The organism is Nocardia veterana NBRC 100344, from assembly GCF_000308855.1.
GTDB classification, from domain to species: domain Bacteria; phylum Actinomycetota; class Actinomycetes; order Mycobacteriales; family Mycobacteriaceae; genus Nocardia; species Nocardia veterana.
In genome coordinates, this window is record NZ_BAGM01000113.1 from 87,874 (window position 1) to 99,791 (window position 11,918).

14 protein-coding genes and 1 pseudogene are annotated in these 11,918 nt (G+C 65.9%); 6 read left to right on the top strand and 9 right to left on the bottom strand.

Translation table 11 applies throughout. The features are described from left to right. The first annotated feature begins 92 nt into the window (after positions 1–92). On the top strand, positions 93–977 hold the full coding sequence (locus ON37_RS21800) for a slipin family protein (protein WP_051031894.1): 885 nt from the start codon (positions 93–95) through the stop codon (positions 975–977). 261 nt (positions 978–1,238) lie between these two features. Here the strand turns inward: ON37_RS21800 and ON37_RS21810 are convergent, their stop codons facing one another. Beyond that, on the bottom strand, positions 1,239–2,144 hold the full coding sequence (locus ON37_RS21810) for a phosphatidylinositol mannoside acyltransferase (RefSeq protein WP_040721827.1): 906 nt from the start codon (positions 2,142–2,144) through the stop codon (positions 1,239–1,241). Between the two features lie 515 nt (positions 2,145–2,659). Here ON37_RS21810 and ON37_RS33705 point away from each other — a divergent pair. Both ON37_RS33705 and ON37_RS21820 read left to right on the top strand, forming a co-directional pair. Continuing rightward, positions 2,660–3,244 (top strand): DUF5994 family protein, encoded by a 585-nt coding sequence (locus tag ON37_RS33705; RefSeq protein ID WP_157171538.1) that lies wholly within the window; start codon positions 2,660–2,662, stop codon positions 3,242–3,244. Further along, on the top strand, positions 3,241–3,717 hold the full coding sequence (locus ON37_RS21820; RefSeq protein ID WP_040721828.1) for a DUF5994 family protein: 477 nt from the start codon (positions 3,241–3,243) through the stop codon (positions 3,715–3,717). Before ON37_RS33705 ends, ON37_RS21820 begins: the two co-directional genes overlap by 4 nt. 227 nt (positions 3,718–3,944) lie before the next feature. Here ON37_RS21820 and ON37_RS21825 read toward each other — a convergent pair. The 4 genes and pseudogenes from ON37_RS21825 to ON37_RS34285 all read right to left on the bottom strand — a co-directional run. Then, positions 3,945–4,196, bottom strand: a pseudogene (locus tag ON37_RS21825) (LpxL/LpxP family acyltransferase); the annotation flags it as partial. Continuing rightward, positions 4,172–4,687 (bottom strand): DUF5994 family protein, encoded by a 516-nt coding sequence (locus ON37_RS21830; RefSeq protein ID WP_040721830.1) that lies wholly within the window; start codon positions 4,685–4,687, stop codon positions 4,172–4,174. The gene ON37_RS21830 and the pseudogene ON37_RS21825, both read right to left, overlap by 25 nt. Before the next feature lie 32 nt (positions 4,688–4,719). Next, complete coding sequence (locus ON37_RS21835; protein ID WP_245553326.1) at positions 4,720–5,061, bottom strand: DUF5994 family protein; 342 nt, start codon at positions 5,059–5,061, stop codon at positions 4,720–4,722. A 113-nt stretch (positions 5,062–5,174) separates the two neighbouring features. After that, positions 5,175–5,756 carry a DUF5994 family protein gene (locus ON37_RS34285; RefSeq protein ID WP_306306502.1) on the bottom strand — a complete coding sequence of 194 codons (582 nt, stop codon included), beginning with the start codon at positions 5,754–5,756 and terminating at the stop codon, positions 5,175–5,177. Between the two features lie 137 nt (positions 5,757–5,893). Here ON37_RS34285 and ON37_RS21845 point away from each other — a divergent pair, with 137 nt between their 5' ends. Continuing rightward, the gene (locus ON37_RS21845) at positions 5,894–6,670 is read left to right on the top strand and encodes a TetR/AcrR family transcriptional regulator C-terminal domain-containing protein (RefSeq protein ID WP_083893189.1); all 777 of its coding nucleotides are present in this window, start codon (positions 5,894–5,896) and stop codon (positions 6,668–6,670) included. 108 nt (positions 6,671–6,778) lie between these two features. Here the strand turns inward: ON37_RS21845 and ON37_RS21850 are convergent, their stop codons facing one another. The 4 genes from ON37_RS21850 to ON37_RS21870 all read right to left on the bottom strand — a co-directional run bounded on the left by ON37_RS21850 (position 6,779) and on the right by ON37_RS21870 (position 8,942). After that, positions 6,779–7,312: a sigma factor-like helix-turn-helix DNA-binding protein gene (locus ON37_RS21850; RefSeq protein ID WP_157171541.1), complete on the bottom strand. Its 534-nt coding sequence runs from the start codon at positions 7,310–7,312 to the stop codon at positions 6,779–6,781. Between the two features lie 423 nt (positions 7,313–7,735). Then, the gene (locus tag ON37_RS21855; protein WP_040721831.1) at positions 7,736–7,987 is read right to left on the bottom strand and encodes a recombinase family protein; all 252 of its coding nucleotides are present in this window, start codon (positions 7,985–7,987) and stop codon (positions 7,736–7,738) included. A gap of 190 nt (positions 7,988–8,177) precedes the next feature. Next, positions 8,178–8,342, bottom strand: coding sequence for a hypothetical protein (locus ON37_RS21865; protein WP_245553328.1), 165 nt, complete (start codon positions 8,340–8,342; stop codon positions 8,178–8,180). A 132-nt stretch (positions 8,343–8,474) separates the two neighbouring features. Next, a complete protein-coding gene (locus ON37_RS21870; protein ID WP_040721833.1) occupies positions 8,475–8,942 on the bottom strand; it encodes a hypothetical protein in 468 nt (155 codons plus the stop codon). Between the two features lie 574 nt (positions 8,943–9,516). Here ON37_RS21870 and ON37_RS21880 point away from each other — a divergent pair. Continuing rightward, positions 9,517–10,953 (top strand): helix-turn-helix domain-containing protein, encoded by a 1,437-nt coding sequence (locus ON37_RS21880; protein ID WP_245553330.1) that lies wholly within the window; start codon positions 9,517–9,519, stop codon positions 10,951–10,953. Beyond that, complete coding sequence (locus ON37_RS21885; protein WP_040721836.1) at positions 10,950–11,846, top strand: aminoglycoside phosphotransferase family protein; 897 nt, start codon at positions 10,950–10,952, stop codon at positions 11,844–11,846. Before ON37_RS21880 ends, ON37_RS21885 begins: the two co-directional genes overlap by 4 nt. Positions 11,847–11,918: the final 72 nt, after the last annotated feature.

Below are 11,918 nucleotides of genomic sequence, written 5' to 3' on the forward strand. Positions count from 1 at the left end.
ATTCGGACCCAGGGTCGCCGCGACACTCGTCTACAACTGGGCGCGCGGACCTTCGCCGACTGCCCGGTGACCCGCCCCTCGGAGGACGTGCTATGTCCATCGTTATCGCCGTTGTCGTTGTCGTCGTAATCGTGGTCCTGATCGGCCTGTCGCGGTCGGTGCGAGTCGTAACCCAGTACGAAAAGGGTGTGCTGTTCCGGCTCGGCAAGGTGGTCGGGGTCAAGGAACCGGGTCTGGCCCTGATCATTCCCGTCATCGATCGGCTCACGAAGGTATCGCTGCGCATCATCACCATGCCGATCCAGTCCCAGGGCATCATCACCCGCGACAACGTCAGCGTCGATATCTCCGCCGTCGCATACTTTCGCGTGATCGATGCGGTGAAATCGGTAGTGGCCATCGAAAACGTCAACGCGGCCATCGATCAGATCGCGCAGACCACGCTACGGAAGGTCGTCGGCCAGCACACGCTCGACGAGGCGTTGTCGGAGACCGACGTCATCAACGCCAACATCCGCGAGATTCTGGATGTGGCCACCCTGGAATGGGGCGTCGAAGTCACCCTCGTCGAGTTGAAGGACATCCAACTGCCCGAGAGCATGAAACGGGCGATGGCCCGCCAGGCCGAAGCCGAGCGGGAGAAGCGCGCGAAAATCATTGCCGCCGAGGGCGAATCGATGGCTGCCGCCGCACTCGGCGACGCTTCGGACACGATGATGGCGCACCCGTTGGCGCTGCAACTGCGCAACCTGCAGACCCTCGTCGACCTCGGCGTAGACAAGAACAGCACTGTCGTGTTCCCGGCACCACTGATGAGCGCGATCGGCGAACTCGGCGCCTTCCTCGCCCGCGAATCGGCCGCCGCCGCATCGATGACCACCGCGTCCCCCGATCCAGAGTCCGCCCGTCCCGCGCCGACCGGTTCCGCACCGAATTCCGGTGATCCTCGACCAGCCGGGGATCAGACCGCCGTGTAGTCCACCGCGTAGGTCAAACGGTCGGCCTAGGATCCGATCCCGCAGGACTACAGCTTGGCCGTGCTCGACGTCTTCGGCCGGTCATCGTGATGATCGCGGGCGCCCATCTCGGCGATCACCCCAACCTGCGCTGACCATAAGGCCCCGTCGCCGGCGAATACGCTTGTGATTCCGGACGAGCCAGCGGGTGCACGCAGGTGGCCGCGGGCGTGGGTAGACAGTGTGGCACCGGCGCGGGCGGTGATGGCCGCCCGGGCCGGCTCAGGGACGCGGAACGCTACGAGCCCGCTCACGCGGGAGCTGGTCGGCGTCCCACACCGGTTGCAGCATGTGCCAGTCGGCGGGATGGGCGGCGATCGCGGCGGCGAATCGGTCGGCCAATGCCTGCGTGGTAGGCCGCAGACCGCCGGCCGTGTCGATCGGTGCGCCGACATCGAAGCCCCAGCCGTCGGAAGTGAACCAGCACTGCACCGGTAGCAACGGGGCGCCGGTGTCGATCGCCAGCCGAGCCGGACCGACCGGCATGTGTGCCGGTTCACCGAAGAAGGTGACCGGCACTCCCGTGCCGGACAGGTCGCGTTCACCGAGGAGCCCGACCATGACTCCCTGCCGTAGCCGCGTGGTCAGATGCTGGAAGGGTGGGGTAGCGCCGCCGTTGAGGGGGACGATCTCGAAACCGAGACGCTCACGAAACCGGACGAAGCGTCGGTACAGCGATTCCGGTTTCAGTCGCTCGGCGACGGTCGTCGGCGAACCGATCCGCTGAACCAGCCAGACGCCGGCCACCTCCCAGTTGCCGCTGTGCGGTAGCGCCAGCACCGCCCCGCGTCCGCGCTCGGCCGCCTCGTGGATATGTTCGAGCCCGGTGGCGACGGAGTCGATGCGCTCGGCCAACCGAGCCGGATCCATCGACGGCAGCCGGAACGCTTCGCACCAGTAGCGCGCGTAGGAGCGCAGGCTCGCGCGCACGAGTTCGTCGGGCACCTGCGCCGGGGTGGTGGCCAGCACCCTGGCCAGGTTGCGCCGCAACTGAATCGGTCCACCGTCACGGGCGGCACGGTCGGCGACGGCCTCGAACGATCGCATCGCCCACCGTTGCGGCAAGGCCCGCACCAGTTGCCAGCCTGCCGCGTATCCGAGATCCCACGCACGCTCGGTCAGGGCCATCGGCCACCGCCGACTGAGGAGGTCACGGTTTCGTCGCCGCAGGCTCCCGGAGCGGCCCGAGTGTGCCGCGCAGTCGGGTCGGTGCCCCGACGAACTCCGGAACGGACGTCGCCGTGTTCTGGCCTCGGCCGGTTCTCGGGACCGCGCGGAGGTCGTCCGGTCCCGGCAGTGGTGTCGCGGTGGGCCGGGCAACCGGCGCGCCGGGCCGCGGAGATCGGCCCGATCAGCCGGAAAATGGTGCTCATGAAGTCCCCCAACGCCGGGAGGTGTACTTCCCCAGTGAACGCCGAGTAGTGGGCGCTGTCCAGATTCGACTCGCCGACGAGGGATTCTGCTTCAGGAATGGGCTCACTGTGAAGCCCGAAGATCGCTCGTCGGCACACGCGAGGGGCAGCCCGGGTACATCGCGGGTAGGCTCGAGGTGCCGGGGGCTTTTCGTACGAGACAGCCACAGTCTCGTCGTCGCTCGGTGAATGAACAGGGACCGCAATGCCGTCCCGGTCAGGAGCGTCGCGATGACGCTACAACACGAGCCGGTCCCGCTGGACCGCTCGGCACGCTTTTCCCTCCGCAGCGGCGCCTCGCCGCGATCACGGCGGTTACCGCAAGCGCCCAGGCCCGGGGTGGTGGGCGGGGCCTGGTGGCCCCACACGACCGACCTCGTCGCCGAAATGGCCGGTCTCGAGGCGCTTTTGGGCCGGCGGGCAGGCAGCGTGGAACGAATCATGTACAACATCGACGCCTGGGACCCGGCACCCAAGCGCACAGTGATCGGGAAGCGTTCGGTACGCCTGGACGGTTACCGGCATCTGCCCACGCACATGCTCTGTGTGCTGGGACTCGACGGCACCCGTCTCGTCCTCCTGGTGATCCCGGCAGGAACCGAGGCCGCGGCAGCCCAGGCGTTGCTGACGGCCGCGGCTCGACCGGGCAGCGAGTTCACCGCCGACGAACTCGTGGCCTCCGGTACCCGCCGCAGCCTCGAGAACATTCAGAACCGGGTTGCGTTGTGCCGCTGGGACGACGAAGGCGGACACGATGCGCCGGTTGCCCTGCAGGACCGAGATACGTCTATCGCGGTTGCGGGAGGTTCGAGATGACACAGAACCCGCCGCCGAAGGAGGGCGGTAGCACTGCCGGCCGTGGTGCGGGCCGACCCCAGCACTCCGAGGGCGGCGGCCAACCATTCGACACGCCGACCCGCACCCCGCGGCTGCTGCTACGCGACCGTGACGAGGAATCCGCGGGCGTGGACGGTGCCTGGTGGCCCAGAACCGACAACCTCACCACCGAACTGCACGACCTGGTCGCCGCTCTGACCACGCGACTGGGCGCCACCGCGCGCATCACCTTCGATTGGAATTCGCTGAGCCGGTCCCAGCGCGGAATCGATCCTCCGGACGGGATCGAGGTCACCGGACCGCTCCCAGGACAACCGCCCGGACTGATGTACGTCTTCGGTCCGCACGACCGGCGCCTTCGATTGCTGGTGATCGACCCCGCCACCTTCCCCGCCCACGCCGAAGCACAGTTCCGCCAGACCGTGAACACAGCCGCGGAACAGCCACGATGACGAACCACTCCATGCCGGTACCCGACCACCGGTTTCCGTAGCGAACCTCGCCGGACGGAACCGACCCGGCACCGCAAACGCATATCCCCGTAGCCTGTACCCAGCGGCAGCGACCACGGCCCGACAGAGCCCGCTCAGATTCGAATTCCGCCGAGTCGAACACCAACAGCGGCCCGGGACGGCGCCAGCCCGGGATTGCCGCGCGACCCACATATCGTTCACATGCAGTAGCGTGCGTAGGAGCGCATGCCCGCGTGTACGAGGTCGTCCGGCACCTGCGAGGGAGTGGTGACCAGCACTCTGGCCAGGTTGCGCCGTAGCTGAACCGGACCGCCGTCCCTGGTCGCGCGATCGGCCGCGAGACCGAACAGGCCCAGCGCCCACTGCTGCGGCAGGGTACGCACCAACTGCCAACCGACCGCGTAGCCGAGATCGAGTGCGCGACCCTTCAAGGTCAACGCTGGTCCTCGGAGCTCCATCGGCGCACCGCCTCCGCTCGTGTGGTGCGAGCTCGTCGTTCTCCGGGGCTGATCATCAACAGTTCGTCCACGGTGGAGATGTCGCCGGTGGCGGATGCGGCGTTCATTGCGGCGAAGGCCCGATGGTCGTCGGTATAGGGCGGGATCACCAGGAGGACCAGTCGGCGGTCGCGGGTGCCCAGCATCTCGATCGTGTTGACGGTGCCGGTGCGGTGGCCTTCGAGGCGGACGGCCAGCCCCTCGATGACCAGATCGCTGGGCGCGCTCGCCCACTCACCGAGGCGGTAGGTGATCCGGCGGACTGGGCCGAGCCGGCCTGTCACGGTTGCCAGCAGCGCGGGCAATTCGATCATGAGATTGTCACTGCGCGGCCACCACGCCCCGTCGACGTAGCCGGTCTTCGCCGAGTCCGGTTTCAGCCGCAGTCGCGGTACTCGGTCGTCGACCGGGTCGGAGCTTTGCCGATGCGCGCGGTCGTTGTCCTGTGCCATAGCGACGGTCCTGCCTCGGCCGCGTCCCGGTGTCACGGCCCGGGCGGCGGGCCGATGTGTCCTGCCACCGCGAGACGCATGCGCTCGCGTGCGACCTCGGGGGTCGTGTCGGCTGGGATGGCGAGCAGCGCCAGTGCGGTGTCGTGTGCCCCGTAGAGGCGCATCACGTCGGGAGGTTGGCCGTCACTGGCACCGTGCACGCGGATGTGGTCGTCGGTGTCGATGCGTCGCTGGGCGATGCTGGTCGCGTTCCATTCGAAGCCGACGCGCATCCTGGGCCCGAGGCGTGGGGTGACCGCACTGATCAGGTCGTGTAGCTCGGACGTGAGGTTCGTAGTCCACGGCCACCAGGCGCCGTCGACATTTCCAGTCACGACACTAGCGGTGTGCGCGAGGGGGTTCGGAACGGCTGCCGCTCGTCGTGTGCGGGCGTGTCCGATTCGAAGCCGCTGATGACGGGGCGTCGTACATGCAGGCGAGGCATGATCTACTCCTGCTGCGCGGTGACGGCGTCCACCATCGCGGAGTGGGCGGTACGTCCGTCGGTGGATGGAAGGATCACATGTAGCACCGTGACGGCGGAATTGGAGCCGACGACGTACATCGTGTTTCGCAACTGGAACCAGTACGGCTCGAGGCTGATCGAATGATCTGCCACTGTCACCTGCCGTGGCAGCGGGGACCAGCTGTCCGGATCGTAGACGATCCGATCGACCCGACCCAGCCGAGTTGTCAAGGCAGCCAACAGTTCTGGAAGCTCGGTAGCGAGATCGGTAGATCTGGGCCACCACGCGCCATCGATGTAGTCCGAATGGCCGTCTTCCGGCTTCAGCCGCAGTCGCGGTGGGCGGTGGGTGGCCGCAGGTTCGTGAAGTCGGTGCGAGGGTTGAGCCGGCGCGCTCGAGGTGTGTTCGGGCAACGGGTCGAGATAGCGCCGGATTGCTTCCGGGAAGGCCCTGGTCTTGTGTGCGAATGTGTGAGCGATGGCCATAGTGACCGGTCCCTTGCTGGTCGGGATGGAACGTGGCGGCCGAAATATTCGGCACTCGACCTGTGCCCGATGCCGCATCGACAGCTCAGGACGCAGTGGTCGGTGCTCGAAGACGTGCTGTTCCTCCAGTAGACGCCCGTGGACACGGTAATGTCAACGCTGTAGGTCTACACTCTATCGCTACCGCATTTCCCGCCGGCGAGTGAGGCTGCAACATGGACGAATCGTCATCGAACCTCCAGGGTTTCTCGGACAGGGCCGACGTGAGTCGTGCCGCGAACGGTCGGGTGGCCGGCCCGGTCACGCGCGCCGGAGTGCTGGCGGCCGCACTGGCGATCATCGACAACGACGGCGTCGAAGGGTTGTCGATGCGCCGTTTGGCCGAGGCGGTGGGCCGGGACCCGATGGTGATCTATCGGCATGTGCCGAACAAGGCGGCGGTGCTCGACGGAGTCGCCGAGATCATCTTCGGACAGCTGCGAGTGGATAGGTCCGACCCGGATTGGCGCGGGCGGTTGCGGACGATTGCTCGTGATTTCCGCGAACTGGCGCTGGCGCATCCGCGGGTGGTTCCGTTGCTGGTGACGCGACCACTGGCGACGCCGCTCGGGCAGCGTTCCCCAGCGGTCCTCCGGCCGCTGGAGGACATACTGGCCTTGCTCACCCATGTCGGCTTCTCCGAAGCCGATGCGCTGCACATCTATCGCGCGCTGTTCGGTTTCCTCTACGGCCATGTGCTCAATGAGCTGCAGGAATTGGTGGAACGTCCGGAAGAGTCCGACGAAGTACTGCGACTCGGCCTGCATCGGCTGCCGGTCACCGAGTTCCCGTTGCTGCGCCAACTCGCGCCGTTGCTGGCCGACTACGACGGTGAAGCCGAGCTGGAGCGGGGACTCGATATGCTGCTGGCCGGCCTTACGGCCACTCTGCCGCACCCCGGCACGGGTGCCGCCGCACCCGATATCGCTGCCGGCAGCGGAGAGAAGGGGTGACTACCTCGACCGGCGGCGGCGGACGGCCGAGTCAGCGTATCAGCTCGAAGTATCAGTGTCTCAACGAATTTCACCGATCAGCCTCGGGGTTCTCTGTTAGGTTGACTTTTACGGGAGGTCGTACAAGCTCGATGGCAGGCGGCGGCCGAGAGTTTTCAGTCCGGCTCGAATCCGCGATTTAGCGGTCGGGACCGAGATGCCCAGGTCCACGGCGACCTGGGCATAGGTGTGGTCACCGAAGAAGGCCAGCACGACCGCTTCGCGCTGGCGGTCGCGGAGTTTGTGTACCTCCCGGGCAACAGCACATTCGACGAGACGCTGGCCGACCTCGTCGTACACGACATCGCTGTCGGGCGGGAACTGTGTAAGACCGAAAACGCGTTCGCGGGCGGCCAGTGATTGCTCCGCCCGCACCCGGTCGACAGCGCGGCGATGAGCGAACATCATCAGCCACGCTATGGGGCTCCCGCGTGGGCCCGGCACCCGCACCACCTGGAACGCACCCCTGCCTCGACCCTGAATTCCGGCCGAGCCAACCACTTCGCCAATCCTGATCAGCGCAATCGCGGAAATCCGACGCCCACCGTCCAGCATGCCATCCCCGATTTCCATTCGAGCATGCACCGGAAACAGGTCGATCATGATCCACGCCAGCGCACCACGTCCCCTCACCGTGCCGGCCGACACGGCGTATTCCGGTCCCGGTTGCGCCGTGGTTCAATCTGCCGAATGCCTAACGGCCTGATCCGTATCGCGGGCCCTTCGACCGTCAGCGGGTTCGGGTTGTGGAGCGTTAGGCCCACCATATGGTCCTTATTCAAACCCTGACCTGAAGAAGAGCCCCAGGTCAGGGCTTCAATCAACCATAGCGACTCGCCACCCATCGGGGCGGCGAGTTCCGTTTCTGGCAGATGCGCCTCAGGACACTCCGCGCCAGCGCCACCGCCCTGCCTGGATCTTCCCCACGCCGTACGGCCGCAACTCCAGTTTGTATCGCATGCAGCCCCGCCAGGGTGGGGCTGCAACTCGTGTCCGATGATCTCCTCGTTGAACACGTAGATCCGCTTAAAGATCGCATGGTTTAGGCTGCGCCGAACCTTGTCGCTCGCCCTCTTGTACATCTCGTAAGGGTTGCGCAGCAGCTCTAGGCTCCTTGGCCTTCTGGCCGATCTTGTAGGCGATGTCGGCACCGCCCTCGCGCGAGCGGTACTCGTTGAACGCGGCCAGGATGCCATGCATCAGCTGGCCGACCGGTGTGTCATCGATCGACTCTGTCGCACTGACCAGGCTGACGCCGCGCTTCTTCAAGTCGGCCATGGTCCTGCTTCATCCTCGTCCCAAGTCGTCCGTCAGCTTCTGGTCCCAGGGGTCCTCGTTTGGCACCACTCCCGCCCGGTGCCGTCCAACGCTTTCCGTCGAACTCCAGTAGGCCCCGACTCGGTAGCTGAGCACCGCCGTGAAGAACACGGAGGCGGGCCACAGTACCCCGACGATCGAGGGCACCACCTCAGTCGTCCTCGATCAGTAGCAGATAGGCCGCCTCCAGGTGCACCACACACTCGTCCGGGTGATGTGTCCTGTGAATATGGCGCAGTTCCTCGGCGCGTTCCGACGTCAACTCCAGCAGATGCACTTGGCACATGAACTCGGCCAGCTTCCCATCTGCGTGCACGAAAGTCCTCTGGCGCAGAGGGTCTGGTGACATCACGGCGGTCATCCCTTCGGTGTCGACATGAGTGGCGCTCGATGGAATCGAAATTGGTTGCGCCTGAATGTGTTTGAAGATGACTTTTTGCTGCGACAGCTACATATCCGGCGGCAGCCGCCGACCCGTGGCCAGTTCCGCGACCAGGCAGTTGTAGGCGTCACTCATCCGGGCCACCCAGTAGGCATCTTCGTGAGATTGCCTGTCGAGGTAGTCCAGCCAGAGTTCCGCCAGCCGAGAGACCACCAGGCCGACAGTTTCGGTGTGCCACATCCCGGCCACATGCTTGCGGCTTCGAAGGACTCGCGTCACGGCCTGGTCGATCGTCGCGGCGAGTGTGGCGAGCTGTGCCTCTGCTGCGTTGAAATTCTCTACCGCCTGCCGAAGCATGCTGTCAGACAACGCATCCGGCTCCGCCATCTGCCGAATAGCCTCGCGTCGTTGGCAGTGAAAGGGAATCAGGGCGGAAGCCGCGTCAGTCAGATCGGCCAGGGGTGACGTCACCACGTCGCCCCGAAAGGCCCGCTGAAGATGCTCGGCGGTCGGGAACAGCGGTAGCTCGTTCACGGCACTTACCGCGGCTTGCTGGAAGAGGGGATGACCCGGCCGGCCTCGGCCAGCGTCTGGAGCGCCGCTGCCTTTCGCGGGCACCGTTTCGCCCGGCAGGCGACGTGGAACTGCATGACGGAGTGCGCCTGGTCGATGCCAAAAGGCGTCTCAGGTGCCAGGTGAGTTTCCTGCTGAGTGATGGTGGCCAACTGGTGGATGGCGAGTGTGCTGTACGGCATCGGTCCGACTACCTCCGGTGATCGTGAAAGGCGATAGGTACCCGGCCCCAAGGGCTTTCGCCACCTGGCCCGGCTCACCGGGCGCGGGTGCGCCGTTCACGGCTAACGGCGTCGGCTTGGGGCCGGGTACCAGGACCACAGTGGCGGACCCGGGTATTCGCCGGTATGCCGAAATCCGCACCGCCGCTAGGTATTTCCCGTATGTCACCCCAGCGCCGCGACACCAGCCCGTACGCCGGTTTACCAGCGGGTTTGACATATACATGAAACGTATAGGCGGTGGGTCGAACCGGTGGTAATGTCCGCCCGACCAGGGAAAACGGCGCACAACCCGACCGCACCGGGGGCAAACGATGACGCGGGTACCGAAGCCGCAGCGGTACTGCACGCGCTGCGGCAACCGCCTGAACAGCTACAACGGCCAGCCATATTGTGGCCCATGCGAGGCCACCTTCCGCCAGGAGATGGCTCACCCGCCGGAGGTGCCATTCGGGTTCTGGCAGACCGATCAAATGCGCGATGCGCTCGCTACCTGGCACATGGGGCGGGTCATTGCGGCGTACCGGACGCATCCGTACCACGGCCGGACGCTGCCGCAGGAACTCGTCGCCGGTTGGCTCGGCCTGACGCAAGCTCAGCTCAGTCGCTTGGAGAAGGGCCCGGCACCGGAGTACCTGTCGAAATTGATCCGGTGGGCGCAGATCCTTCGGGTGCCCGCGGACCTGTTGTGGTTCAAGCTGCCCGGCGCGTCCGCCGCTACGCTCGATGATGTGAAGCGCCAAGATTTTCTTCGCGCCGCGCTCGGCGTCACGGTAACCGGTGCCGCCGCGCCGCTGATGGATCTCCTCAGTGCGATCCAGCCAAGCCCGGTGCCGTCGACAGTCGGCGCGACGGAGATCGAGCAGATCCGTCAAACCGCCCGCGAGTTCAGCACCTGGGACCATGCCTACGGCGGCGGCCTGATCCGGGAAGCGGTTGGCGCGCAACTTCGTTACGCCGTCAGTCTGCTGAGTGCCAACTGCGCGGAGCGGCACCGTGCCGAATTGCAGAGCGCGGTGGGATTCTTGGGGCACACCGCGGGCTTCATGGCCTTCGACGCCTACGCCCATGCTGACGCTCGAAGTATGTTCCGATTGGCTTGGACATGCGCCGAGGAAGCCGGCGACTGGCACCTTCGGGGGAAGGTGCTGTCGTCGATGGCCCGCCAGGCGATCTGGTGCGGCAATCCCGATGACGGCCTTACCTACATCGAACTGGCGATGGTGCGTTCGGACCGGCTGACAGCTACTGAACGTGCCATGTTGCAGTCGGCACGGGCGCGAGCGCTCGCCAAGCTTCACCGTGTCGAAGAGGCAATGTGGGCCGTCGGGCAAGCAGACGAAGCATTCGCCGACGCCTCGCCCGAAAACGATCCGCCGTGGATGTCCTACTACGACGGGGCCCAGCATTCCGGCGATACTGGCCACGCGCTGTTCGACCTTGCCGTGCAGGGCAGATTCTTCACGGAAGCCAAGCAGCGCCTCCAGACTGCCGTTGACGGGCACACCGACACCTACGTACGTTCCCGAGCGATCTCGGGCATCAAGCTGGCGTCGCTCACGATGGCAGCTGGCGATCCGGTCGAAGCAACGGAGCTGGGGACAGCTGCCTTGGCTGACGCTGGCCATATCCGTTCACGCCGTGCTGCCGACGATCTGCGCGAACTGGCGGGCTTCGCGAAGCAGCACCAGCGGACGACTGAGGTCAACGAACTCCGTACCCGGATCGACGCTGTTGTGGCGGGGGTATGAGCGAGGCGAACCCGGAGGAGGTGTCGGCTGTTCTTCGGTCTGCCTGCACTGCAGCAGGTTTCAATTCGTCCGGTGCCGAGCTGCTAAGACTCGGCGAGAACGCGATCTACCGGCTGCCTGGCGGCATCGTGGTGCGGATCAGTCGGCCAGGACAACAGGCTGCCGCTTCGCGGGAGGTGGCGGTGGCCCGGTGGTTGGAAGCCGCGGGCGTCGAGGCCGTCCAGGCTGAACCCGATGTCCATCAGCCTGTCGAGGCTGATGGTCGGGCGGTGACGTTCTGGCGCGAGCTGCCACCCCACCATCCCACCACCCCCGCCCAGGTGGCTGGGGCACTCAAGAAGCTTCACTCGCTGGCACCGCCGGCGAATTTCACGCTCGGAGAGGTCGCACCGTTCGTCCGCCTCGATGAGCGAATCGCGGGTGCGGCTTCCTTGCCGCACGATGACCGACGCTGGATGCGCGAGCACCTGGCGCAGCTGCGTCGGCGGTGGGAGAAGCTGCCGACCGGGCTGCCCTGGTGCGTGATTCACGGCGATGCCTGGGTGGGCAACGTCGTGGTGGCCGACGACGGCCGCGTGATCCTGCTCGACCTGGAGCGCACGTCGATCGGGCCGCCGGAGTGGGACTTGGTACATACGGCGATCAAGTGGTCATCATTCGGGTGGATCGACTCGAAACAGTACGGCGAGTTCTGCGATGTCTACGGGTATGACGTCACAGGGTGGGAGGGGTTCGAGCTGCTTCGCGACATCCGGGAGTTCCGGATGACGACGATGGCCGTGCAGGTGGCGGCAAACGATCCGAGATGGCGGGAGCAGGCGGGCCATCGGTTGGCTTGCATTCGCGGCCAAGCGGGCGACCGGCCTTGGTCGGGCTGGCATGCGTTGGAATGAGCGCCTCAGCTCGCTCGTAAAGCCTACCGAGTGGAATGACATGAAATGACACCCCGCCTGAAAAAGATCCTT